At 71.5% G+C, this 24564-nt stretch carries 21 protein-coding genes; 19 read left to right on the forward strand and 2 right to left on the reverse strand.

Features of this window, described 5'->3' with window-relative positions; translation table 11 throughout:
* Positions 1-86 precede the first annotated feature (86 nt).
* From F6X68_RS15140 to F6X68_RS15225, 18 genes are all read left to right on the forward strand, one after another.
* Entirely contained in the window at positions 87-797 is a 711-nt protein-coding gene (locus F6X68_RS15140) for a demethylmenaquinone methyltransferase (RefSeq protein ID WP_151454888.1), read from the forward strand.
* 65 nt (positions 798-862) lie between these two features.
* Positions 863-1093, forward strand: coding sequence for a hypothetical protein (locus tag F6X68_RS15145; RefSeq protein WP_121397089.1), 231 nt, complete (start codon positions 863-865; stop codon positions 1091-1093).
* Positions 1094-1241: 148 nt separating this feature from the next.
* Positions 1242-2519, forward strand: a complete 1278-nt coding sequence (locus F6X68_RS15150) for a geranylgeranyl reductase family protein (RefSeq protein WP_132232124.1) — start codon at positions 1242-1244, stop codon at positions 2517-2519.
* 192 nt (positions 2520-2711) lie between these two features.
* Entirely contained in the window at positions 2712-3077 is a 366-nt protein-coding gene (locus tag F6X68_RS15155) for an NADH-quinone oxidoreductase subunit A (RefSeq protein ID WP_111134310.1), read from the forward strand.
* A gap of 14 nt (positions 3078-3091) precedes the next feature.
* Entirely contained in the window at positions 3092-3769 is a 678-nt protein-coding gene (locus F6X68_RS15160) for an NADH-quinone oxidoreductase subunit B family protein (protein WP_132232122.1), read from the forward strand.
* Complete coding sequence (locus F6X68_RS15165; RefSeq protein WP_151454889.1) at positions 3766-4503, forward strand: NADH-quinone oxidoreductase subunit C; 738 nt, start codon at positions 3766-3768, stop codon at positions 4501-4503. Before F6X68_RS15160 ends, F6X68_RS15165 begins: the two co-directional genes overlap by 4 nt.
* A gap of 52 nt (positions 4504-4555) precedes the next feature.
* On the forward strand, positions 4556-5881 hold the full coding sequence (locus F6X68_RS15170; RefSeq protein ID WP_151454890.1) for an NADH-quinone oxidoreductase subunit D: 1326 nt from the start codon (positions 4556-4558) through the stop codon (positions 5879-5881).
* A gap of 109 nt (positions 5882-5990) precedes the next feature.
* Positions 5991-7148 carry an NADH-quinone oxidoreductase subunit NuoE gene (gene nuoE, locus F6X68_RS15175; RefSeq protein ID WP_370518953.1) on the forward strand — a complete coding sequence of 386 codons (1158 nt, stop codon included), beginning with the start codon at positions 5991-5993 and terminating at the stop codon, positions 7146-7148.
* Positions 7145-8461 (forward strand): NADH-quinone oxidoreductase subunit NuoF, encoded by a 1317-nt coding sequence (gene nuoF, locus F6X68_RS15180; RefSeq protein WP_132232114.1) that lies wholly within the window; start codon positions 7145-7147, stop codon positions 8459-8461. Before nuoE ends, nuoF begins: the two co-directional genes overlap by 4 nt.
* Positions 8461-10977 (forward strand): NADH-quinone oxidoreductase subunit G, encoded by a 2517-nt coding sequence (locus tag F6X68_RS15185; protein ID WP_151454891.1) that lies wholly within the window; start codon positions 8461-8463, stop codon positions 10975-10977. The genes nuoF and F6X68_RS15185 overlap by 1 nt, the downstream gene beginning before the upstream one ends.
* Positions 10974-12329: an NADH-quinone oxidoreductase subunit NuoH gene (gene nuoH, locus F6X68_RS15190; protein ID WP_132232110.1), complete on the forward strand. Its 1356-nt coding sequence runs from the start codon at positions 10974-10976 to the stop codon at positions 12327-12329. The genes F6X68_RS15185 and nuoH overlap by 4 nt, the downstream gene beginning before the upstream one ends.
* Position 12330: 1 nt before the next feature.
* Entirely contained in the window at positions 12331-12972 is a 642-nt protein-coding gene (nuoI, locus tag F6X68_RS15195) for an NADH-quinone oxidoreductase subunit NuoI (protein WP_089002426.1), read from the forward strand.
* Positions 12969-13739 (forward strand): NADH-quinone oxidoreductase subunit J, encoded by a 771-nt coding sequence (locus F6X68_RS15200; protein ID WP_151454892.1) that lies wholly within the window; start codon positions 12969-12971, stop codon positions 13737-13739. Before nuoI ends, F6X68_RS15200 begins: the two co-directional genes overlap by 4 nt.
* A complete protein-coding gene (gene nuoK / locus F6X68_RS15205) occupies positions 13736-14035 on the forward strand; it encodes an NADH-quinone oxidoreductase subunit NuoK (RefSeq protein ID WP_132232104.1) in 300 nt (99 codons plus the stop codon). The genes F6X68_RS15200 and nuoK overlap by 4 nt, the downstream gene beginning before the upstream one ends.
* 11 nt (positions 14036-14046) lie before the next feature.
* On the forward strand, positions 14047-16005 hold the full coding sequence (nuoL, locus tag F6X68_RS15210; protein ID WP_192581415.1) for an NADH-quinone oxidoreductase subunit L: 1959 nt from the start codon (positions 14047-14049) through the stop codon (positions 16003-16005).
* A 64-nt stretch (positions 16006-16069) separates the two neighbouring features.
* The gene (locus tag F6X68_RS15215) at positions 16070-17605 is read left to right on the forward strand and encodes an NADH-quinone oxidoreductase subunit M (protein WP_132232102.1); all 1536 of its coding nucleotides are present in this window, start codon (positions 16070-16072) and stop codon (positions 17603-17605) included.
* A gap of 118 nt (positions 17606-17723) precedes the next feature.
* Entirely contained in the window at positions 17724-19277 is a 1554-nt protein-coding gene (nuoN, locus tag F6X68_RS15220) for an NADH-quinone oxidoreductase subunit NuoN (RefSeq protein WP_151454893.1), read from the forward strand.
* A gap of 90 nt (positions 19278-19367) precedes the next feature.
* Entirely contained in the window at positions 19368-20453 is a 1086-nt protein-coding gene (locus F6X68_RS15225) for a polyprenyl synthetase family protein (protein ID WP_132232098.1), read from the forward strand.
* Between the two features lie 11 nt (positions 20454-20464).
* Here F6X68_RS15225 and F6X68_RS15230 read toward each other — a convergent pair whose 3' ends face one another.
* Positions 20465-21646 (reverse strand): MFS transporter, encoded by a 1182-nt coding sequence (locus tag F6X68_RS15230; RefSeq protein ID WP_151454894.1) that lies wholly within the window; start codon positions 21644-21646, stop codon positions 20465-20467.
* Positions 21647-21800: 154 nt separating this feature from the next.
* Here F6X68_RS15230 and F6X68_RS15235 point away from each other — a divergent pair, with 154 nt between their 5' ends.
* Positions 21801-22583 (forward strand): IclR family transcriptional regulator, encoded by a 783-nt coding sequence (locus tag F6X68_RS15235; protein ID WP_151454895.1) that lies wholly within the window; start codon positions 21801-21803, stop codon positions 22581-22583.
* 128 nt (positions 22584-22711) lie between these two features.
* Here the strand turns inward: F6X68_RS15235 and F6X68_RS15240 are convergent.
* Positions 22712-24564: PhoX family phosphatase (locus F6X68_RS15240; protein ID WP_151454896.1), on the reverse strand; the 1853-nt coding region annotated here is incomplete at its 5' end.

Here is a 24564-nt window from a genome sequence, read left to right on the forward strand (position 1 = left end):
ACCATCCCGCCCCCGCGGCGTGTCCGGGGTGGTGGGGCGGCCGACCCACCGGCCGCCCGCGTGGGCCGGACTGGCAGAGTGGAGGGGTGAGCCGTACCCCGCAGGGCCAGCGCGCCAACCTGGACAAGCAGCCGCACGAGGTCGCCGCGATGTTCGACGGCGTGGCGGCTCGCTACGACCTGACCAACACCGTCCTCTCCTTCGGGCAGGACCGGTTCTGGCGCCGGGCCACCCGGGCCGCGCTCGACCTGCGGCCTGGTGAGCGGGTGCTCGACGTGGGCGCCGGCACCGGCGTGTCCACCGAGGAACTGGCCCAGTCGGGCGCGTACGCGGTGGGCGCCGATTTGTCCCTCGGCATGCTGCGCGTCGGCAAGCGCACCCGTCCCCAGGTGCCGCTGCTGGCCGGGGACGCGTTGAAGCTGCCCTTCGCCGACGCCAGCTTCGACGCGGTGACCATCTCGTTCGCGCTGCGCAACGTGAACGACACCGACGCCGCCCTGCGGGAGCTGGCCCGGGTCACCAGGCCGGGCGGCCGGCTGGTGGTGTGCGAGTTCAGCACCCCGGTGAACCCGGCGTTCCGCACGGTCTACCTGTCGTACCTGATGCGTTCGCTGCCGAGCGTGGCCCGCACCGTCTCCAGCAACCCCGACGCGTACGTCTACCTGGCGGAGTCGATCCGGGCGTGGCCCGACCAGCCGGCGCTGGCCGCGCGGATCGGCGCGGCGGGCTGGGGCAGGGTGGCCTGGCGCAACCTGACCGGCGGGATCGCGGCGCTGCACCGCGCGGTCCGCGTCTAGGCCGATCCGGCACCCTTTCCCTGAATATCCGTTTTTGCTCCACTTTGTTCCGTAAGCTCGCCCCCATGACGGGACGACACCAGGCGGTCGGCGCGGAGGCCACCGACGACGACGCGACCGAGCTCATCGCCCAGCTCAAGGAGCTGGCCGGCGCGGATCCCGCCGACGTCCGTCAGGTCGTGGCAGAGGTGCTGGCCGCCCTGGACCGCGCCGCCGGCGGCGCGCTGCGCGAGCACCTGCCGGAGACGATCCGGCACGACGCCGGCCTGGATCCGGCCGCCTCCGCCCGGCACTGAGGCCCGCCCCGGCGCCCCGCCTCCGACCTCGGCCGACGTGTCTCCGGCAAGTTAGGTACCCCTGGTCCGGCGTGGTCATGACGTCGGTCATAGACTCCCACCGTCTGGCTTGTGAAGCATTTCACGAGCATGCGGGAGGAGGCGCGGGATGGCCGCGGTGGAGCATGACGCCGACGTGATCGTCGTGGGCGCCGGTCCCGGTGGGTCGGCTACCGCATACCACCTGGCTCGGCACGGCGTACGGGTGCTGCTGCTGGAGAAGACCGAGTTCCCCCGGGAGAAGGTCTGCGGCGACGGGCTGACCCCGCGCGCGGTGCGGCAGCTCATCCGGATGGGCGTGGACACCTCGCCCGAGGCGGGCTGGCTGCACAACCGGGGCCTGCGGGTCATCGGTGGCGGCGTCCGGCTGGAGCTGGACTGGCCCGACCTGGCGAGCTTCCCCAACTACGGCCTGGTGCGCACCCGGCTCGACTTCGACGACCTGCTCGCCCGGCGCGCCGTCGAGGCCGGCGCCGAGCTGCGTACCGGCGTGAACGTCACCGGCCCGGTGCTGGGCCCGGACGGCCGGGTCACCGGCGTCGAGGCGGAGGTCGGCCCGGGCAAGGAGCCCGCCACCTTCCACGCGCCGCTGGTCGTCGCGGCCGACGGGGTCTCCGGCCGCTTCCCGCTCGCCCTCGGGCTGGCCAAGCGCGAGGACCGGCCGATCGGCGTCGCCGTCCGGCGCTACTACCGCTCGCCCGCCAAGCACGACGACAACTACCTGGAGTCCTGGCTCGAGCTGCGCAGCAAGGACAGCGGCGACAACCTGCTGCCCGGGTACGGCTGGATCTTCGGGCTGGGCGACGGCCGGGTCAACGTCGGCCTCGGGGTGCTCAACTCCTCGTCCGCGTTCGGCAAGACCAACTACCGCCGGCTGCTCACCGACTGGCTGGCCAACACGCCCGCCGACTGGGGCATGACCGACGAGGCGAACGCGGAGGGGCCGATCCTCGGCGCCGCGCTCCCCATGGGCTTCAACCGGGTGCCGCACTACACCCGGGGCGTGATGCTGGTCGGCGACTCCGGCGGCATGGTCAACCCGTTCAACGGCGAGGGCATCGCGTACGCGATGGAGTCCGGCGAGTTGGCCGCGGAGGTCGCCGTGCAGGCGCTCGCGCGCCCGGCCGGCGCGGACCGGGAGCGTGCGCTGACGGCGTACTCGACGGAGCTGAAGCTCCGCTTCGGCGGCTACTACCGGCTCGGCGGCATCTTCGTGAAGCTCATCGGCCGCCCCGAGATCATGCGGATGGCCACGAAGCACGGGATGCCGCACCCGATGCTGATGCGCTTCGTGCTCAAGCTGCTGGCCAACCTGACCGACCCCCGCGACGGGGACGCGATGGACCGCGTCATCAACACGATGACGAGAGTGGCGCCCGCCGTGTAGCCCGAGGAACGAGCCTGCGAGCGCCCGCGGTCGCGACGAAGGCAGCCCCGTGTGACGGCCCCGTCCACGGTCTGCGATGACCGCAGGTGCGGACAGGGGAGATCGACCCCCGCCGACGACCGTCGCGAGGGACGTGAATAGTGTGATTTTTGACAAGGACCAGGGGCAGGGAAGGACGAGCAGGAGAAAACGATGTCGCTCTCGCCTTATGCACCGATCATCGGGCTGTTCGCCCTCGCCGCGGGGTTCGCGCTGTTCTCCGTGGCCGCTGCCCGCTTCGCCGGTCCCCGGCGCTACAACAAGGCCAAGCTCGAGGCGTACGAGTGCGGCATCGAGCCCAGCCCGCAGCCGGTCGGCGGCGGCCGGTTCCCGATCAAGTTCTACCTGACGGCGATGCTCTTCATCGTCTTCGACATCGAGATCATCTTCCTCTACCCCTGGGCGGTCTCGTTCGACGCCCTGCCGATCTTCGGCTTCGTGGAGATGGTCCTGTTCATCGTCGCTGTCTTCGTCGCCTACGCCTACGTCTGGCGGCGTGGCGGCCTGGACTGGGACTGAGGGAGGAACCTCAGATGGGTATCGAGGAGAAGCTTCCCGCCGGTGTCCTGCTCACCTCGGTGGAGAAGCTGGTCAACTGGTCGCGGAAGACGTCGGTCTGGGGGGCCACCTTCGGTCTGGCCTGCTGCGCGATCGAGATGATGGCTGCCGGTGGTCCGCACTACGACATGGGCCGCTGGGGCATGGAGGTCTTCCGGGCCTCGCCCCGGCAGGCCGACCTGATGATCGTGGCCGGCCGGGTGAGCCAGAAGATGGCCCCCGTGCTGCGCCAGATCTACGACCAGATGGCGGAGCCCCGCTGGGTCATCTCGATGGGCGTCTGCGCCAGCAGCGGCGGCATGTTCAACAACTACGCCATCGTGCAGGGCGTCGACCACATCGTCCCGGTCGACATGTACCTGCCCGGTTGCCCGCCCCGGCCCGAGATGCTCATCGACGCGGTCCTCAAGCTGCGCGAGAAGATCGGGCACGAGCCGCTCGGCCCGAACGGCCGCAAGATGCTCGAGGCGCGCAAGGCCCGCGGTGACGTCCCGGTCGTCCCCTACGGCTCGATGCCGTCGTCGTACCGCAGCGACAAGGCCCGGCGGGCCGAGTGGACCAAGGCGGTCCGTGAGGGTCGCGAGGAGCAGCTGCGGATCGAGAACTGGATGAAGGCCCAGAACCACCTGCAGCACGGGGGTGTCCAGAAGTGACCGCGCCTCAGGACAGGCAAGACGACGGCGGCGTGCCGGTGCCGGTCACGCCGGCCGGTGCCAGCAGCACCGCACCCGCCGAGTACCCCCCGGCCAGCCCGGCCGGCCGGGGCATGTTCGGCAACCAGGGCTCCGGCGACGTGTCCGGCTTCGGCGGCCTCGTCCGCCAGCGCCGGACCATCGAGGACGCGCCCCGGCCGTACGGGGGCTACTTCGACGAGGTCCGCGACGCGCTGGAGGAGGCGTACCCGGACTTCGCCGACGCCGTCGAGAAGGTCGTGGTCGACCGGGGCGAGCTGACCCTGCACATCCGCCCCGAGCGGATCGCCGAGGTCTGCCAGGTGATGCGCGACGACATGGCGCTCCGCTTCGAGCTCTGCTCCTCGGTCTCCGGGGTGGACTACCTCGGCGCCGACGCCCGCCGCCTGCACGTCGTCTACCAGCTCACCTCGATGACCTACCGCCGCACCGTGCGGCTGGAGGCCGCGGTCTCCGCCGAGGACCCGCACCTGCCGAGCGTCACGTCGATCTACCCGACGGCGGACTGGCAGGAGCGCGAGGCGTACGACATGTTCGGCATCGTCTTCGACGGTCACCCCAACCTGACCCGGATCCTCATGCCGGACGACTGGGAGGGGCACCCGCAGCGCAAGGACTACCCGCTCGGCGGCGTACCCGTCGAGTACAAGGGCGCTGAGATCCCGCCGCCGGACCGGAGGAGGTCCTACCAGTGAGCGCGAGGAGTGAGCTTGCGAGCCCCGCAGTCGTGAACGGAGGGCCGGCACTGTGACCACGTCGAACTACGCCACCGAGCGCGACACCACCGAGGGGAAGGTCTTCACCGTCACCGGTGGGGACTGGGACAGCGTCGTCTCGGGGACCGACCCGATCAACGACGAGCGGATCGTCGTCAACATGGGTCCGCAGCACCCGTCGACGCACGGCGTGCTCCGGCTGGTCCTGGAGCTGGAGGGCGAGACGGTCCGCGAGGCCCGCTCGGTCGTCGGCTACCTGCACACCGGCATCGAGAAGAACCTCGAATACCGCAACTGGGTCCAGGGCAGCACCTTCGTGACCCGGATGGACTACCTCGCCCCGATCTTCAACGAGACCGGGTACGCGCTGGCGGTGGAGAAGCTGCTCGGGATCTCCGACCAGATCACCGAGCGGGCGAACACCATCCGGGTCCTGATGATGGAGCTGAACCGGATCTCCTCGCACCTGGTCTGGGTGGCCACCACCGCCATGGAGCTGGGCGCGATCAACATGATGCTCTACGGCTTCCGCGAGCGTGAGTACATCCTGGAGATCTTCGAGATCATCACCGGCCTGCGGATGAACCACGCGTACGTCCGGCCGGGCGGTGTGGCCCAGGACGTGCCGGACGAGGCGATCGTCAAGATCCGCGAGTTCCTGAAGCTGCTGCCGAAGCGGCTCAAGGAGTACGAGAACCTCCTCTCCGGGCAGCCCATCTGGCTCGAGCGGACGAAGAACGTCGCGGTGCTCGACGTGACGGGCTGCCTCGCGCTCGGCGTGACCGGTCCGGTGCTGCGTTCGGCCGGCCTCGCCTGGGACCTGCGCAAGACCATGCCGTACTGCGGCTACGAGACGTACGAGTTCGACGTGCCGACGCACACCGACGGCGACGTGTGGGGCCGCTACCTGGTCCGGCTCGCCGAGATCCGGGAGTCGCTCAAGCTCGTCGAGCAGGCGTTGGACCGGCTCAAGCCGGGCCCGGTGATGGTGGCCGACAAGAAGATCGCCTGGCCGGCGCAGCTCGCCATCGGCGTCGACGGCATGGGCAACTCGCTGGAGCACGTCGCGAAGATCATGGGTCAGTCGATGGAGTCGCTGATCCACCACTTCAAGCTCGTCACCGAGGGCTTCCGGGTGCCGCCGGGCCAGGTCTACGTCGGCATCGAGTCGCCCCGCGGCGAGCTGGGCGTGCACGCCGTCTCCGACGGTGGCACCCGGCCCTACCGGGTGCACTACCGGGAGCCGAGCTTCGTCAACCTCCAGGCGCTCCCGGCGATGGCCGAGGGCGGCCTGATCGCCGACGTGATCGCCGGTGGCGCCTCGCTGGACCCCGTCATGGGTGGGTGTGACAGGTGAGCGCGAGGAGTGAGCTTGCGAGCCCCAGTCGCCCGCGCGAGGAGAGAGCGGAGCGAGCCCCGCAGTCGCGGGCAGAGGCGTGCCCAGTCGCGAACGGAAGGCGACGCTGATGAGTGTTTTCACTGACGAGACCAGGGAGCGGGCGCGGGAGATCATCGCCCGCTATCCGGCCGATCGGTCCCGGTCGGCGCTGCTGCCGCTGCTGCACCTGGTGCAGTCCGAGGAGGGCTACGTCTCCCCGGCCGGCGTGGCGTTCTGCGCCGAGGTGCTGGGCCTGAACAAGGCCCAGGTCGGGGCGGTCGCCACCTTCTACACCATGTACAAGCGCCGGCCGACCGGCGACTACCTGGTGAGCGTCTGCACCAACACGATGTGCAACGTGCTCGGCGGCCAGGAGGTCTACGACACCCTCGCCGAGCACCTCGGCGTGGGGCACGACGAGACCACCGCCGACGGGACGATCACCCTGGAGCACGCCGAGTGCCTGGCGGCGTGCGACTACGGCCCGGTGATGACCGTCAACTACGACTTCTTCGACGGGGTGGACCCGCAGACCGCACGCGGCGTCGTCGACGAGCTGCGCGCCGGTGGCCGGCCGATGCCGACCCGGGGCGCCCGGCTCTGCACCCTCAAGGAGATGGCGGTGCAGCTCGCCGGCTTCGCCGACGAGCGGGAGGGCGCGGTCGCCGACGGCGGACCGGGAGAGCCCACCCTGCGGGGGCTGCGGCTGGCGCAGGAGCACGGCATCTCGGTGCCGGGCTTCGACCCGAACACCCCGATCCGCAGCAAGGCCGAGGCCGACAAGGCCGCCGCCGAGGCGAAGGCCCGGAGCGAGGCCGCGAAGCCGGCGCCGGAGCCGGCCAAGGCCGCGCCGGCCCCGAGCGGCAACGGCACCCGGCCCGCCACGGTCAACGCGGGCACCGGCGAGCCCGCACCCGCCGCCGAGGCGGCCGGCAGCACCACCCGTGACGTCAAGGCGCCGGACGCCAAGTCGCCCGAGGTGCGTACCGCCGAGACCCGCCAGCCCGACGCGGCGACCGCCGTGCCGGACGCGCCGGGCACCAAGGTTCCGGTGGACGGCGCCCCGCCGGCTCCCCGCGACGCGCAGGAGGCCGAGGCCGCCGGGGCGGCGGCCAACGCGCCGGCCGGCGACGGCAAGCCCGCCGGCGACGAGGCCGGTGCGCAGCAGCGCAACCTCAAGGAAGCCGAGGCGGGCGCCGGTGGCGCGGGCTCCGCCGTCGCGAGCGAGACGGGGGTCCAGAAGTGACCACTCCCCGGCCGGAGACCCTGGCCAAGCTGACGCCGGTACTCACCAAGCGCTGGCTGTCGCCGGACGCCTGGCGGATCGGCACCTACGAGAAGCTCGACGGCTACGCGGCCCTGCGTAAGGCGCTCAAGGCGCACCCGGACGACCTGATCCAGCTGATCAAGGACTCCGGCCTGCGCGGTCGCGGCGGCGCCGGCTTCCCGACCGGTCTCAAGTGGGGGTTCATCCCGCAGGGCGACGGCAAGCCGCACTACCTCGTCGTCAACGCCGACGAGGGGGAGCCGGGCACCTGCAAGGACCTCCCGCTGATGACGCACGACCCGCACGCCCTCGTCGAGGGCGTGATCATCGCGTCGTACGCGATCCGGGCCAGCCGCGCCTACATCTACATCCGGGGCGAGGCGGTGCACGCCGCGCGCCGGCTGCGCAACGCCGTGCGGGAGGCGACCGCCAAGGGCTACCTGGGCCGGAACATCCTCGGCTCCGGGTACGACCTGGAGCTGGTGGTGCACTCGGGCGCCGGGGCGTACATCTGCGGCGAGGAGACCGCGCTGCTGGACTCGCTGGAGGGCTTCCGGGGCCAGCCCCGGCTGCGCCCGCCGTTCCCGGCCACCCACGGCCTGTACGCGAGCCCGACGGTGGTCAACAACGTCGGCACCATCGCCAGCGTTCCCTACATCGTGCTGGGCGGCGCCGACTGGTGGAAGACCATGGGCACGGAGAAGTCGTCCGGCCCGATGATCTACTCGCTCTCCGGCCGGATCGCCAACCCCGGCCAGTTCGAGTGCGGTATGGGCGTCACCCTACGGGAGCTGATCGAGCTGGCCGGCGGCATGCAGCCCGGTCACAACCTGCGGTTCTGGACGCCGGGTGGCTCGTCGACGCCGCTGCTCACCGCCGAGCACCTGGACGTGCCGCTGGACTTCGAGGGGGTGGCGGCGGCCGGCTCGATCCTCGGCACCACGGCCACCCAGATCTTCTCCGACCAGGACTGCCCGGTCTACGCGACGTACCGGTGGCTGGAGTTCTACCACCACGAGTCGTGCGGCAAGTGCACCCCGTGCCGCGAGGGCAACTACTGGATGGTCCGGGTCTACCGGCGGATCCTCGCCGGTCAGGGCACCCACGAGGACCTGGACACCCTGCTGGACACCTGCGACAACATCCTCGGCCGCTCGTTCTGCGGCCTGGGTGACGGCGCGACCAGCTCGGTGACCTCGTCGCTGAAGTACTTCAAGCAGGACTACCTCGACTACATCGAGGGACGTACCGCGCCGAAGCTGTCGGACAAGCAGCTGGTGGGAGCCCACTAATGACCGACGTAGCGAAGCAGACCGAGACCGTCACGCTCACCATCGACGGCGTCGAGGTCACCGCCCCGAAGGGGGCGCTGCTGATCCGGGTCGCCGAGCAGTTGGGCACCGAGATCCCCCGGTTCTGCGACCACCCGCTGCTGGCCCCGGCCGGCGCGTGCCGGCAGTGCCTGGTCGAGGTGGAGGGGCAGCGCAAGCCCGTCGCCTCCTGCACCCAGACCGTCGCCGACGGCATGGTGGTACGCACCCAGCTCACCTCTCCGGTCGCCAAGAAGGCGCAGGAGGGGGTCATGGAGCTGCTGCTGCTGAACCACCCGCTCGACTGCCCGATGTGCGACAAGGGCGGCGAGTGCCCGCTGCAGAACCAGGCGATGTCCACCGGACGCTCCGACTCGCGGTTCCACGAGCACAAGCGGGAGTACCCGAAGCCGCTGCCGATCAGCACGCAGGTGCTGCTCGACCGCGAGCGCTGCGTGCTCTGCCAGCGCTGCACCCGGTTCTCCGAGGAGATCGCCGGCGACAAGTTCATCGACCTGATGGGCCGGTCGTCCGCCGAGGAGATCAACATCTACCGGGACGAGGACTACGGCGTGGAGACGGGCGCGGGCTGCCCCGGCGCCGACGCCGGGGCCGACTCCGGCGACGTTCCCTTCAACTCGTACTTCTCCGGGAACACGGTGCAGATCTGCCCGGTCGGCGCGCTGACCGGCACCCAGTACCGGTTCCGGGCCCGGCCGTTCGACCTGGTCTCCTCCCCGAGCGTCTGCGAGCACTGCTCGGCCGGGTGCGCCCAGCGCACCGACTGGCGGCGGGGCAAGGTGCTGCGCCGGCTGGCCGGCGACGACCCGGCGGTGAACGAGGAGTGGAACTGCGACAAGGGGCGGTGGGGCTTCCAGTACACCCGCGCCTTCGACCGGCTCACCACCCCGCTGGTCCGCGACCCGCAGACCGGCGAGCTGCGTGAGGCGGCGTGGAGCGAGGCGCTGGCCGTCGCCGCCGAGGGGCTGCGCGCGGCGCGGGACGGCGGACGGGGCACGGCGGTGCTCACCGGCGGTCGGCTGACCGTCGAGGACGCCTACGCGTACGCGAAGTTCGCCCGGGTCGCGCTGAACACCAACGACGTCGACTTCCGGGCCCGGCCGGTCTCCCGCGAGGAGACGGACTTCCTGGCCAGCTCGGTCGCCGGGGTCACCGACGTCACGTACGCCGACGTCGAGAAGGCGCCGGCCGTGGTGCTGGTCGGGCTGGAGCCGGAGGAGGAGTGCCCGATCCTCTTCCTGCGGCTGCGCAAGGCGTACCTGAAGAAGAAGCTCACGGTCTACGCGATCGCGCCGTTCGCCACCCGCGGCCTGGAGAAGCTCGGGGCCAAGCTGGCCCGGGTGGTGCCGGGCGAGGAGGCGACCGTGCTCGCCGAGCACGCGACGGTCGCCGAGGCGCTCAGCGCCGAGGGCGCGATCCTGATCGTCGGCGAGCGGCTGGCCAGCGTGCCGGGCGGCCTCTCCGCGGCGGCCGACGTGGCCCGGCGTACCGGCGCGAAGCTGGCCTGGGTGCCGCGGCGCGCGGGTGACCGCGGCGCGGTCGACGCGGGCTGCCTGCCCAACCTGCTTCCCGGCGGCCGCCTGGTCAACGAGCCGGCCGCCCGGGCCGAGCTGGGTGAGGCGTGGGACATCCCCGCCGGGGTGATCCCGAGCCAGGCCGGCCGGGACACCGACGCGATCCTCGCCGCCGCCGCCGGCGGTCAGCTCGGCGCGCTGGTGGTGGCCGGGGTCGACCCGGCCGACCTGGCCGACCCGCGGCTGGCCGAGAAGGCCCTGGACGAGGTGCCGTTCCTGGTCAGCCTGGAGCTGCGGATGAGCGCGGTGGCCCGGCGGGCCGACGTGGTCTTCCCCGTCGCCCCGGTGGTCGAGAAGGCCGGCAGCTTCCTGGACTGGGAGGGCCGGCTGCGCACCTTCGAGGCGGTTCTGCGCACCGCCGCGATGACCGACGGCCGCGTGCTGGACGCGCTCGCCGCGCAGCTCGACGTGCAGCTCGGCACCGGTGACGTGCTCAGCGTCCGCCGCGAGCTGGGCGCGCTGCCGCGGACCCGGACCGACCGTCCCGCCACCCCGTCGGTGGAGCCGGCCGCGGTGCGGGAGCCGGGCGCCGGTGAGGCGGTGCTCGCCACCTGGCACCAGCTGATCGACCTGGGCAGCCTCACCGACGGCGACGAGCACCTCGCCGGCACCGCCCGCCCGCCGGTGGTCCGGCTGGGCAAGGGCACCGCGGAGGCGCTCGGCGTCGCCGACGGCGACCCGGTGACGGTGGGCACCGACCGGGGGGCGCTGACCCTGCCGGCGGCGATCACCGAGATGCCGGACGGCGTCGTCTGGCTGCCGACCAACTCGCCCGGCTCGACCGTGCGACGCAGCCTCGGCGCGACGTCCGGAGCGCTCGTGCGGATCTCCGCCGCCGCGGTCGCCGCCGACGCGGCGGACCGCCCGGGCCCGCTCCTCAACGCAGGGGGTGTACAGCAGTGAACGCGGTCTACCTGGCCCAGGATCCGACGCTGGCCGACTTCGGCCGGGATCCCTGGTGGCTGGTCCTCGGCAAGATCGTCTTCGCGTTCGTCGTCGCCGTGCTGGCCACGCTGCTCGGCGTCTGGTTCGAGCGCCGGGTCGTGGGCCGCATGGCCGTGCGACCCGGCCCCAACCAGGCCGGCCCGTTCGGTCTGCTGCAGACCCTCGCCGACGGCCTGAAGCTCGCCTTCAAGGAGGACCTCCTCCCGCGGACCGCCGACAAGGTCGTCTTCTTCTTCGCCCCGGTGATCTCGGTGGTCTGCGCGATCACCGCGCTGTCGGTGATCCCGTTCGGGCCGATGGTCAGCATCTTCGGGCACCGGACGCCGCTACAGGTCACCGACGTGCCGGTGGCGGTGCTGGTGGTGCTGGCACTCTCCTCGCTGGCCGTCTACGGCATCGTGCTCGGCGGCTGGGCCAGCGGCTCCACGTACCCGCTGCTCGGCGGCCTGCGCTCCGCCGCCCAGCTGGTCTCGTACGAGGTCACGATGGGCCTGAGCGTCGTCGCGGTCTTCATGACCGCCGGCACCATGTCGACCAGCGGGATCGTCGCCGCCCAGGGCGACGGCACCCGGCTGAGCATCGGGGGCTTCGAGATCCCGGCCCCCGGCTGGTACGCGCTCCTGCTGCTCCCCAGCTTCATCATGTTCTTCATCGCCATCGTCGGTGAGACGAACCGGGCGCCGTTCGACCTGCCCGAGGCGGAGTCGGAGCTGGTGGCGGGCTTCCAGACGGAGTACAGCTCCCTGAAGTTCGCGCTCTTCATGCTCAGCGAGTACGTCGCGATGGTGACCATGTCGGCCTTCACCGTGACGCTCTTCCTCGGCGGCTGGCACGCGCCGTGGCCGATCACCAGCATCTGGGCGGGCGCCAACTCCGGCTGGTGGCCGATGCTGTGGTTCTTCGGCAAGGTCGTCATGCTGGTGTTCGTCTTCGTCTGGCTGCGGGGCACCCTGCCCCGGCTGCGCTACGACCAGTTCATGCGCTTCGGCTGGAAGGTCCTGCTCCCGATCAACCTGGTCTGGATCCTGGTCCTGGCCGGCCTGCGCTCGATCGAGGACTGGGACTCGCGCAGCAAGCTGATCGCCGTCGGCATCCCCGCCGGCATCCTGCTGCTCGCCACGCTGCTCTGGCCGAGCCGGAAGCAGCAGCCGAAGCCGACGGTCCAGGAGCAGGTCAACGACCGGCCGCACGGCAGCTTCCCGCTGCCCCCGATGGACCTGCAGGTACCACCGAGCCCGCGCACGAGGCGCGTGGTCGCCGAGCGGGAACCGGCCAACATCGCCGCCGGCCCGGACTCCAGGGAGGTGTGACGTGGGCGCGATCACCGGAACGTTCAAGGGATTCGGTGTCACCTTCTCGCACATGTTCAAGAAGGTCATCACCACCGACTACCCGTTCAAGCCGCCGGTGTCGGCGCCGCGCTACCACGGGCGGCACATCCTCAACCGGCACCCGGACGGGCTGGAGAAGTGCATCGGCTGCGAGCTGTGCGCCTGGGCCTGCCCGGCGGACGCGATCTACGTCGAGGGCGGCGACAACACCGACGAGCAGCGCTTCTCGCCGGGTGAGCGGTACGCCAGCATCTACCAGATCAACTACGCCCGCTGCATCTTCTGCGGGCTCTGCATCGAGGCCTGCCCGACCCGCTCGCTCACCATGAGCAACGAGTACGAGCTGGCCCGGGACAACCGGCAGGATCTGATCTTCACGAAGGAGCAGCTGCTCGCGCCGCTGCTGCCGGGCATGGAGCAGCCGCCGCACCCGATGCGACTCGGCGACAGCGAGAAGGACTACTACGTCGGCGCGCTGACCAACCCGGGCACCTCGGCCGGCGCGGAGCACTCGGCCAACAACCCGGGCCGGTACCAGGTGGAGGAGCACCCCGGTGTGACCTTCCCGGGCGCCGAGCAGCACGCCCAGCGGGCGGCAGCCGCCAAGGGAGACGGAGCATGACCACGCAGACGGTGCTCGCCGCGGCGGGCGAGGTCTCCAGCGGGGAGCAGGTGACCTTCTACATCCTGGCTCCGCTGGCGCTGATCGGCGCGATCGGGATGGTCGCGGCGCGCAACGCCGTGCACTCGGCCCTCTGGCTGGTGCTGACGATGCTCTGCCTGGGCGTGTTCTACGTCCTGCAGGCCGGGCCGTTCATCGGCATGGTGCAGATCATCGTCTACACCGGCGCGATCATGATGCTCTTCCTGTTCGTGCTGATGCTGGTGGGTCGCGACGCCTCGGACTCGTTGATCGAGACGCTGCGCGGCCAACGGGTCGCGGCGGTGGTGCTCGGGCTCGGCTTCGCCGGCCTGGCGGGCGGCGGGCTGTGGCGCGCGCTGGAGGGCACCACGGCGGTCGGCCTGGAGCAGGCCAACGCCGAGGGCAACGTGCAGGGCATCGCCCGGCTGCTCTTCACCAAGTACGTCTTCGCGTTCGAGCTCACCTCGGCGCTGCTCATCACGGCCGCCATCGGCGCGATGGTCCTGGCCCACATCGAGCGGCGCAAGGAGGACAGGCTGGACCAGCCGAAGACGATGCGGGCGCGCTTCGCCCCGGGCAACTACCCGGGCCCGAAGCCCGGCCCGGGCGTCTACGCGACCTCCTCCTCCGTGGCCACCCCGGCCCGTCTGCCGGACGGCCGGCTGACCGAGCGGAGCACCCCGGAGATCCTGCCGGTGCGCGAGCTGGACGACCGGGAGACGACCCTGAAGGGGACGGAAAAGTGACGCCGGACTACTACCTGGTGCTGGCCGCGGTGCTCTTCACCATCGGCGCGGTCGGTGTGCTCATCCGGCGCAACGCGATCGTGCTCTTCATGTGCATCGAGCTGATGCTCAACGCGGCCAACCTGACGCTGGTCACCTTCAGCCGGATCAACGGTGACCTCAACGGCCAGATCATGGCGTTCTTCGTGATGGTGGTGGCGGCGGCCGAGGTCGTGGTCGGGCTCGCGATCATCATGGCGATCTTCCGGACCCGACGCTCCGCGAGTGTCGACGACGCCAACCTGCTGAAGTACTGAGGGGTCCTGCGGTGGGAACGATTCTGACGAACGCCCCGGCTGAGCCGGTGGGCACCGTCGCCTACGCGACGGCGGACGGGCTGCTGGGCAGCGTCTGGCTGCTGGTGGCGATTCCGCTGCTCAGCGCGGCGGTCCTGCTGCTGCTCGGCCGGCGGGCGGACCGCTGGGGGCACTGGCTCGGGGTGGCCGCCATCGGCGCCGCGTTCGTGCTGGGCCTGACCTACTTCCTCCAGCTGCGTGGCCTGGAGAACAAGTCGGTCGAGCTGAGCCTGTGGGACTTCATCACGGTCGGCGACCTGCGGGTGGACTTCGGTCTGCTCTTCGACCCGCTGGCCGCCGTCTTCGTGCTGCTGATCACCGGGGTGGGCTTCCTGATCCACCTCTACGCGGTCGAGTACATGTCGCACGACGCGGGGCGTAGGCGGTTCTTCGCCTACTTCAACCTGTTCGTCGCCGCCATGCTGCTGCTGGTGCTCGGCAACAACTACGTGATGCTCTACTTCGGCTGGGAGGGCGTCGGTCTGGCGTCGTACCTGCTGATCTCCTTCTGGTACGAGCGGCCCAGCGCCGCCACCGCCGGCAAGAAGGCGTTCCTGATGAACCGGGTCGGCGACGCCGGCCTGGCGATCGGCATCTTCATCATGTTCGCCAGCCTCGGCACCACCCAGTACGACGAGGTCTTCAACGGGGTCGGCTCGCTGACCGCGACCACGGTGCTGGTGCTCGGCCTGCTGCTGCTGCTCGGCGCGACCGGCAAGTCCGGCCAGTTCCCGCTCCAGGCGTGGCTGCCGGACGCGATGGAGGGTCCGACCCCCGTGTCGGCGCTCATCCACGCCGCGACCATGGTCACCGCCGGCGTCTACCTGATCGCCCGGTCCAACCCGATCTTCTCGGCCAACTCCACCCTCCAGCTGGTGGTGGTGAGCGTCGGCGCACTGACGCTGCTGATCGGCTGCATCATCGGCGCGGCCAAGGACGACATCAAGCGCGTGCTGGCCTGGTCGACCGTGAGCCAGATCGGCTACATGTTCCTCGGCGTCGGCCTCGGCGGTGGCGCCTACGCGCTGGCGATCGTGCACCTGCTGGCGCACGGCTTCTTCAAGGCCAACATGTTCCTCGGCGCCGGCTCGGTCATGCACGGTATGAACGACCAGGTCGACATCCGCCGGTTCGGTGGGCTGTCGAAGTACATGAAGGTCACCTGGATCACCTTCATGACGGGCTGGCTCGCGATCATCGGCATCCCGCCGCTGTCCGGCTTCTTTTCCAAGGAGCCGATCATCGTGGCGGCGTTCGAGCGGGAGGACTGGACCGCCTGGCTCTTCGGCGGCGCGGCCCTGCTCGGTGCCGGGCTCACCGCGTTCTACATGACCCGGCTCTTCGTGCTCACCTTCCACGGGCCGAAGCGCTGGACCGAGGACATCGGGCAGCCGCACGAGTCGCCGAAGCTGATGACCATCCCGCTGATCCTGCTGGCGGTCGGCTCGGTGGGGGCGGGCTGGCTGCTCTCCACCTCGGTGCCGGACTGGCTCACCGCCACGGCCGGACTCGGTGCGGCAGAGGGGGAGCACCACCCGGTGCTCTCGCACACCGTGATCACGATCCTGTCGATCCTGGTCACCGTGCTCGGTGCCGGGCTGGCCTGGTTCCTGTTCCGGAGCGGCACGGCCACCGCGCCGCAGCCGGCCGGGGTGCTGGTCACCGCCGCCCGCCGCAACCTCTACACGGACGCGGTCAACGAGGCGATCTTCGAGAAGCCGGGCATCTTCCTCACCCGGGCACTGGTCTACCTCGACAACCGGGGCGTCGACGGGCTGGTCAACGGCCTCGCGGCGGGGATCGGTGGCGGCTCGGGTCGACTCCGGCGGCTCCAGACGGGTTTCGTCCGGTCGTACGCCACCTCGATCCTGACCGGCGCGCTGCTGGTCCTGGCGGCGTTCCTGGCCGTCGAGGCGGGGTGGCTGGCGTGATCGACCTCTTCCAGGCGGCCGTCTCCGGCGGACCGCGCAGTGACGACGGAGGTAAGGCCGCATAATGTCCGACTTCCCGTTCCTCTCGGTGCTCACCGTGGCACCGCTGGTCGGCGCCCTGGTGGTGGCCTTCCTGCCGCGCAGCCGGCCGGAGTTGGCCAAGCAGGTGGCGCTCGGCTGGTCGCTGCTGGTGCTGGTGCTGTCGGTGGTCATGTGGGTGACCTTCGAGGTTGGTGGCGACCGCTTCCAGTTCCGTGAGTCCTACACCTGGATTCCGAACTGGGGCGTCAGCTTCACCTTTGCCGCCGACGGCATCGCGCTGGTGATGCTGATGCTGATCGCGGTGCTCGTACCGCTGGTGATCCTGGCGTCCTGGCACGACGCCGAGTCGTCCAAGCGGTCGGTGCCGGTCTACTTCGCCCTGCTGCTCGTCCTCGAGTGCACGATGATCGGCGTCTTCGCCGCCGCCGACGTGTTCCTGTTCTACGTGTTCTTCGAGGTCATGCTGGTGCCGATGTACTTCCTCATCGGCAGCTACGGCGGCCACCAGCGGCAGTACGCGGCGGTGAAGTTCTTCCTCTACTCGCTGGTCGGCGGTCTGTTCATGCTCGCCGCGGTGATCGGCCTCTGGGTCGTCGGCGGGAAGACCTTCGACTGGCAGGCGCTGTCCCAGGTGGACATCTCCACCGGCACGGAGCGCTGGCTGTTCCTCGGCTTCTTCCTCGCGTTCGCGATCAAGGCGCCGTTCTTCCCGTTCCACACCTGGCTGCCGGACGCCGGTGGCGCGGCCCCGGCGGGTGCGGCGGCGCTGCTCGTCGGCGTGCTCGACAAGGTCGGCACGTTCGGCATCCTGCGCTACTGCCTGCCGCTGTTCCCGGACGCGGCCAAGTGGTTCGCCCCGTGGGCGCTGGCGCTCGGCGTGATCGGCATCATCTACGCCGCGCTGCTGGCGGTCGGCCAGAACGACCTGAAGCGGCTGGTGTCGTACACCTCGATCGCGCACTTCGGCTTCATCGGGGTGGGCATATTCGCCTTCACCACGCAGGCCGGCACCGGCGCGGTGCTCTACATGGTCAACCACGGGCTCGCCACCGGCCTGCTCTTCCTGGTGGTGGGCATGCTCATCGCCCGGCGGGGCTCGGCGCTGATCAGCGACTTCGGCGGCGCCGGCAAGCTGGTGCCGATCCTGGCCGGGGTGCTCTTCTTCGCCGGTCTGGCCTCGCTCGCGCTGCCCGGCACCGCCCCGTTCGTCTCCGAGTTCCTGGTGCTGATCGGCACGTTCACGGTGAACAAGCCGGTCGCGGTGATCGCGACGCTCGGCATCATCCTGGCCGCCGCGTACGTGCTGTGGATGGTGCAGCGCACCACCCAGGGCACGCTCAACCCGGCGCTCACCCAGATCGACGGCATGAAGCGTGACCTGAACCTGCGCGAGAAGTTCGTGGTCGCGCCGCTGATCGCGCTGATCGTGCTGCTCGGCTTCTACCCGAAGCCGGTCACCGATGTGATCAACCCGGCCGTGCAGGCGACCATGCAGGACGTCGGCCGGACCGACCCCGCCCCGACGTCGGGCGGAACCGTCCAGGAGGCGGCAAAGTGAGCGCGAGGAGCGAGCTTGCGAGCCCCGCAGTCGCGAACGAAAGGTTTGCAGCGGTGAGCGCGAGGAGTGAACGAGCGGAGCGAGTGAGCCCCGCAGTCGCGAACGAAAGGTTTGCGCAGTGACCGAGCTCAAGTTGCCGTCGATCGACTACGCGGCGCTCGCTCCGACCCTGATCATGCTGGGCGCCGCTCTGCTGGGCGTGCTGGTCGAGGCGTTCGTGCCCCGCCGGCTCCGGCACGTGGTCCAGCTGTCGATGGCCCTGCTGGCGGTGCTCGCCGCGCTGACCATGGTGGTGCTGGCGGCCGACGAGCGGAAGATCACGATCGGCGGGGCGATCGCGGTGGACGGGCCGACGCTCTTCCTCCAGGGCGCGATCCTGGTCCTCGCCGCGATGGCGCTGCTGCTCATCGGCGAGCGTTCGGTGGAGCGGGGCGGGGCGTTCGTCGCCCAGGCCGCCGTCACCGCCGAGTCGGCCGACGACCGGCGGCAGGCCGAGGGCAAGAACGGACTCACCGAGGTCTACCCGCTGACGACGTTCGCGATCGGCGGCATGCTGATCTTCGTGGCGGCGAACGACCTGCTGACCATGTTCATCGCGCTCGAGGTCTTCTCGCTGCCGCTCTACCTGCTCTGCGCGCTGGCCCGCCGCCGGCGGCTGCTGAGCCAGGAGGCCGCGCTGAAGTACTTCATGCTCGGCGCGTACGCCTCGGCCTTCTTCCTGTTCGGCGTGGCCCTGATCTACGGCTTCACGGCGGGCATCCCGGGTCGGCAGGCGGGTGTCGACTTCGCCACCATCGACGCCGCGGTCGAGAACTCCCCGGCCAGCCCGGTGCTGCTCTTCGCCGGCATGGCGCTGCTCGCCATCGGGCTGCTCTTCAAGGCGGCGGCGGCCCCCTTCCACGTCTGGACCCCGGACGTCTACCAGGGCGCGCCGACCCCGGTCACCGGTCTCATGGCCGCCTGCACGAAGGTCGCCGCGTTCGGCGCCCTGCTGCGGGTGTTCCACGTCGCGTTCGACGGGGCCCGGTGGGACTTCACCCCCGTCCTCGGCGTCGTGGCGGTGCTGACCATGCTGGTCGGCGCGGTGCTGGCCGTCACGCAGACCGACATCAAGCGGCTGCTGGCGTACTCCTCCATCGCCAACGCCGGTTACCTGCTGGTCGGCGTGCTGGCGCCGGGCGCCGACGGGATCTCCGGGACGATGTTCTACCTGGTCGCGTACGGCTTCTCGGTGCTCGCCGCGTTCGCCGTGGTGACCCTGGTGCGCGACGCCGACGGGGAGGCCACCCACCTGTCCCGCTGGGCCGGGCTGGGACGGCGTTCGCCGTTCTACGCCGGGATCTTCACCTTCATCCTGCTGGCCTTCGCCGGAATCCCGCTGACCAGCGGCTTCACGAGCAAGTTCGCGGTCTTCGGCCCGGCGCTCGAGGGCGGGCAGGCGTGGCTGGTGATCGCCGGCGTGCTGACCAGCATGGTGCTGGCCTTCCCGTACCTGCGGGTCGTGGTGATGATGTGGCTCTCCGAGCCCGGCGAGTCGACGCCGACCGTCGCCGTGCCCGGCGGGCTGACCTCGGCCGCGCTGATGATCGGCGTGCTCGCCACGCTGGTGCTCGGTGTGGCGCCCGCGCCGCTGCTCGACCTGGCAACCGGCGCCGCCGAATTTGTCAGATGACCGACGCTCACGCCCGCGGGGGCCGGTACGCCACGGCGTGCCGGCCCCCGCGCCGTATCCCCCGTCCCTGGCAGGTCGGAGGGGTGTGGCATGGTTGATGGCGTGGTGAATCCGGCTGGCGAGCGTTCAGGTGCCTCCGGGTCCGGCGGCCGTCGGACCAGGGTGAGCACGAGTCAGTTCGGCGCGCTCGGCCTCTATCTCGCCGATCCCCGCGTCGAGGCGTCCGTGCTGGGCCTGTTGGAGGGCGTCGAGTCCGAGCTGCGGGCGAGCGTGGCCAGCGCCGACCCGTTCGTGACGGAGGCCGCCCGGCACCTCGTGGAGGCCGGCGGCAAGCGGTTCCGCCCGCTGCTGGTGGCGCTGGGCGCCCAGTTCGGCGATCCCACAGGGCCACAGGTCGTGCCGGCCGCCGTGGTGATGGAGCTCACCCACCTGGCGACGCTCTACCACGACGACGTGATGGACGAGGCCGCCGTGCGCCGGGGCGCGCCGAGCGCCAACTCCCGGTGGACCAACTCGGTCGCCATCCTCGTCGGCGACTACCTCTTCGCTCGCGCCGCCGACATCGCCGCCGACCTGGGCATCGAGGCCGTACGCCTCCAGGCGCGCACCTTCGCGCGGCTGGTGCACGGTCAGATCGCCGAGACCGTCGGTCCCCGCCCCGGCGACGACCCGGTGGCCCACTACCTCGACGTGATCGCGGGCAAGACCGGTTCGCTGATCGCCACGTCGGCCCGCTTCGGCGGCATGTTCGGCGGTGCCGCCCCGGAGCACACCGAGGCGCTGGCCGGCTACGGCGAGACCATCGGCGTGGCCTTCCAGCTCTCCGACGACCTGCTCGACATCGCCTCGGAGTCGGTGGAGTCGGGCAAGACGCCCGGCACCGACCTGCGCGAGGGCGTGCCGACCCTGCCGGTGCTCTACGCGCTCGGCTCGGACGACGCCGACGCCGCCTCGGTGCGGCTGCGGGAGATCCTGGCCACCGGGCCGCTGACCGACGACGACCTGCACGCCGAGGCGCTCGGTCTGCTGCGCGAGAGCCCGGCGCTCAAGCGGGCCCGGGAGACGGTCCGCAGCTACGCCGAGGACGCCCGGGAGCAGCTCTCGCCGCTCCCGCAGGGCCCGGCCCGCCGCGCCCTCGAATCCCTCTGCGACTACATCGCCGACCGCACCAGCTGACGCCCGGTCCGCTAGTGGCGGGCGAGCAGGCGACTGCCGGCGAGCATCAGGGCGGCGGCCAGCAGCATCGACCCGGCGGCCACGAGCCACATCACCGGGTAGCCGGCGTGCGCGGCCACGGCACCGAGGCTGAGTGGGCCGAGACAGCCGCCCGCGTACACCCCGGTCTGGGTGACCGAGGTGGCGGCGGCCGGGGCCTGCGGGTGCAGCCGGACCACCGCGAAGGTCATCAGGCCCGGCCATGCCCAGCCCAGGCCGAAGCCGAGCAGCACGCCGGCCACCAGCGGCACCGGCCCGGCCGTCGCGAGCAGGCCGAGCCCGGCCGCGCCGACCACGAGCATGCCGGCGATGAGGGCGACGTGCCCGGTGGCGCGGCGGTCCGCCAGCCAGCCGACGACGACCCGGGCCGCCACGCAGACCGCGCTGCCCAGCGTCAGGGTCAGCCCGGCCAGCCCGGGTGACAGCCCCCGGTCGGCGGAGGAGTCGACGACGAAGGTGCCGAGCGCGTTCGCGGCGGCCGCGGCGAAGGTTCCGGCGGCCCCGACCACCACCAGGGCCGCGGTGGCGCGGCCGCCGCGGGTCGGGGTGGCCGCCCGGGCGGGGCGCGGCTCCCGCGCGGGTACGGCCGGCAACGCCGCCAGGGCCGCCACGGCGGCCACGACGAACGCCCAGCGCCAGCCGGCCGTCAGCGCCACGGTCGGCACCGCCGCCCCGGCCAGCAGGGTGGCGACGGGGATGGCGGCCTGCTTCACCCCGAACGACAACCCCTGCCTGCGGGTCGGCACGTGCCGGGCGAGCGTGGCGTTGCTGGCGAGCTGACCGAGGGCGTTGGCGGTGCCGGCGAGCGCGAGCAGCCCGAGCAGGACCGGGTACGACCGGGCCAGCCCCGCCACGGCCAGCAGGCAGGCGGCGGAGAGCAGGATGCCGGCCCGGGCCACCACGGTCGGCCCGTGCCGCTCGGCGAGGACGCCGGAGGGCACCGAGGCCAGCGCCCCCACGCCGAAGTAGACCGACACGGCCAGGCCCAGCCCGGCCGGCGAGAAGCCGAGGTCCTCGCCCATCTGCACGGCGAGACCGCCGAGCAGGAAGACCGGCAGGACGCAGGCGATGGTGACGGCGACGGCCCCGGTCACGGCCCGCGCGGGCCGGGGCGGGGCGACGCCCGGGGCGGGCTGCAGCGCGGTGTCGGTCATGGTCCGGCAAACCTACGCGAGCGGGGTTTTCGTCACGGAACGTGCCTGTCGAGCAACGCGACGTTCATGACGATCTGGCATCCTCCACCCGAACGGGCATTTCGATCCGGGCCTGTTTTTCATATGGTGTAAGTCCCCGGCGGCGGAGGTGGTTGTGCGCGACCCCTTGGCGGAACCTTCGGATCTCATCCGGAGCGTGTCCCGCGCGCTACGAGTGCTCGAGTCGGTCGGTCGCGCCCCGAAGGGGCTCACCGTCAAACAGATCGCCCGGCGCTGCGAGCTGACCGTGGCGACGACCTACCACCTGGTCCGCACCCTGGCCTACGAGGGCTACGTGATCCGTCGCGAGGACGGCACGTACATCGTGGGCCTGGAGGTGGCCGACCGCTACCGCGAGCTGGTGACGGCGTTCCGGGGGCCGCCCGCAGTCGGGGAGAGCCTGCGCCGGGCCGCCATGGACACCGGCTACAGCCACTACCTCGGCCGGTTCGTGGGCGGCCAGGTGGCGGTCACGGCCGTGGCCGAGGGCCCGCGCTCGCCGTACCTGGAGGACCTGGTGCCCGGGTTCGACGAGGGAGCGCACGCGACCGCCCTCGGCAAGGCGCTGCTCGCCACGATGACCGCCGAGCAGCGCTTCCGCTACCTGCGCGACTACGGCATGCGTCCCTTCACCACCGCCACCCTGACCACCTCCGAGGCGTTCGAGGTCGACCTGGCCGCCGGGGACCGGCGGGGCATGCAGCTGGAACTGGGGCAGTTCCGGCAGGGCGTGGCCTGCGCCGCGGTGCTGGTCAGCCCCGACAAGGACATGGAGCGCCGGGTCGTGCTGGCCTGCGCGCTGCCGGCCGGCGAGATGATGACCTCCGCCCGCGTGGTCCGGGCGAAGCTGCTCACCGTCGCCCGGACGATCGCCGACGGCCTGGCCGCCGACAGCTGACCCGGCCGTCCGGGGCACGCTTGCGTGTCCCGCCTGCCGCCCGGGCGCGGGCCGCGACGACCGTGGCCCTCTCCCCGGCTGGGAGAGGGCCACGGTGGCGGTCCGGCGGCGGACCGCCCGACGGGTGGTCAGCTGCCGATCGGCCCGCCGTCCAGGCGCCAGGCGACCACCACGCCCGGCTTGGCGTAGTCGCCGTCCGGCCAGTTCGAGGCCGGCTTCTCGACCGAGGCGCCGCTGAGTTCGCCCGGGTGCTGCACCGCCACGAAGACCGAGCGGTTGTCCCCGGTGATGAACGGGCCGCAGGCCTCCGCGCCCACCGGCACGGTGAGGAACTGCTTCAGGTGGCCCCGCTCCGGCCCCTCGACGGCCGTGGCGAAGAGGCCGTCGTTGCTGCCCAGCGCGTTGCCGTCCGTGGAGATCCAGAGGTTCCCGGTGGCGTCGAACGCCACGTTGTCCGGGCAGGAGATCGGGGAGACCTTCGTCCTGTCGTACCCGGCGAAGAAGGTCGACGGGTCCGCCGGGTCACCGGCGACGATCGGCAGCGACCAGGCGAAGGTCTCGCCCGCGTTGTCGCCACGGTCCTCGACCAGCTCCAGCACCTGGCCGTGCTTGTTCGAGTTGCGCGGGTTCGCCTCGTCGGCGGCCGGCTTGCCGGCCCTGCCCCGGTCGGTGTTGTTGGTCAGCGCCACGTACACCTTGCCGGTGAGCAGGCTCGGCTCGACGTCCTCCGGGCGGTCCATCTTGGTCGCGCCGACCTTGTCGCCGGCCAGCCGGGTGAAGGTGAGCACGTCGGCGGCCGTCATCCCGTCGACGTACGAGCGGTTGCCGCTGACCAGCTTGATCCACCGGCCCCGGCCGTCGAACGCCCCGTCGGAGGGGAGCTTGCCGGAACCGTCGATCTCGCCGGCGCTGCTCTGCTTCAGCTCGGCGACGTAGAGGGTGCCCGACTCCAGCAGGGTCAGGTTGTGCCGGCGGGCCACCCAGGAGTTGCCCTTCATGAACTTCTTGTCGGAGACGAACTTGTACAGGTAGTCGAACCGTTCGTCGTCGCCCATGTACGCGACCACGTGCCCGCTCCTGGCGACGATGACGTTCGCGCCCTCGTGCTTGAACCGGCCCAGCGCGGTGTGCTTGCGCGGGCGGCTCTCCGGGTCGTACGGGTCGATCTCGACGATCCAGCCGTGCCGGTTTGCCTCGTTCGGGTGCTTCGCCAGGTCGAACCGCTCGTCGGCGCGCTCCCACTTGCGGCTGCCGCTCGGGTAGCGGGTCGTGGTGGTGATGCCGTACCGGGCCAGCTTCGGCTTGGCCTCCTCGGCCACCGCGTCGCCGCCGACGAAGTACTGGTTGAAGTTCTCCTCGCCGGAGAGCACCGTGCCCCACGGGGTCACCCCGCCGGCGCAGTTGTTCAGCGTGCCGACGACCGTACGGCCCTTCGGGTCGGCGGCCGTCCGCAGGTGGACCGAGCCGGCGGCCGGCCCGGTCAGCTCGAACTTCGTGGCCAGCGCCGTGACCCGCCGGTTGTACGGCCGCCGGCCCTTGGTGACCGGCCGCCACTGCCCGGTGCCGTCGACCCGCTCCAGCTCCACCACCGACATGCCGTGCGCCGCCATCGCGATCCGCAGCTGCTCGACGCTCAGCGCGTCCTGGTTGGTGAAGCCGGGGAACATCAGGTCCTCGTTTGTGTACTCGTGGTTGACCACGAGCAGCGCGCGGCGGCGCCCGTCCAGCGGCAGCACCCCGACGAAGTCGTTGTTGTAGCCGAACTGCCGGGCCTGGGCGGCGGCGCTCTGGGCGCGCACGTCGAACTCGGGGGCGCCCGGCACCACCGGGTCGCCCCAGCGCAGGACGACCGCGTGGTCGTACCCGTTGGGCACGACGAGGCTGTCGAGGGTGTTCGGCGGGACGGGCTTGAAGGTCAGCGCGCCGCTGCCGACGCCGCCGCCCAGGCCCGGCAGTTCGGCTACAACAACGACTTCGTCGG

The organism is Micromonospora sp. AMSO12t (assembly GCF_008806585.1).
Lineage (GTDB): Bacteria > Actinomycetota > Actinomycetes > Mycobacteriales > Micromonosporaceae > Micromonospora > Micromonospora reichwaldensis.

What these genes read in the sequence shown, in the direction of transcription:
- nuoE (WP_370518953.1), top strand. Translation starts at nt 5,991, where the DNA reads ATGAGTGTTTTCACTGACGAGACCAGGGAGCGGGCGCGGGAGATCATC.
- F6X68_RS15185 (WP_151454891.1), top strand. Translation starts at nt 8,461, where the DNA reads ATGACCGACGTAGCGAAGCAGACCGAGACCGTCACGCTCACCATCGAC.
- F6X68_RS15215 (WP_132232102.1), top strand. Translation starts at nt 16,070, where the DNA reads ATGTCCGACTTCCCGTTCCTCTCGGTGCTCACCGTGGCACCGCTGGTC.
- F6X68_RS15200 (WP_151454892.1), top strand. Translation starts at nt 12,969, where the DNA reads ATGACCACGCAGACGGTGCTCGCCGCGGCGGGCGAGGTCTCCAGCGGG.
- F6X68_RS15145 (WP_121397089.1), top strand. Translation starts at nt 863, where the DNA reads ATGACGGGACGACACCAGGCGGTCGGCGCGGAGGCCACCGACGACGAC.
- F6X68_RS15230 (WP_151454894.1), bottom strand. Translation starts at nt 21,646, where the DNA reads ATGACCGACACCGCGCTGCAGCCCGCCCCGGGCGTCGCCCCGCCCCGG.
- F6X68_RS15150 (WP_132232124.1), top strand. Translation starts at nt 1,242, where the DNA reads ATGGCCGCGGTGGAGCATGACGCCGACGTGATCGTCGTGGGCGCCGGT.
- F6X68_RS15225 (WP_132232098.1), top strand. Translation starts at nt 19,368, where the DNA reads ATGGTTGATGGCGTGGTGAATCCGGCTGGCGAGCGTTCAGGTGCCTCC.
- F6X68_RS15155 (WP_111134310.1), top strand. Translation starts at nt 2,712, where the DNA reads ATGTCGCTCTCGCCTTATGCACCGATCATCGGGCTGTTCGCCCTCGCC.
- F6X68_RS15160 (WP_132232122.1), top strand. Translation starts at nt 3,092, where the DNA reads ATGGGTATCGAGGAGAAGCTTCCCGCCGGTGTCCTGCTCACCTCGGTG.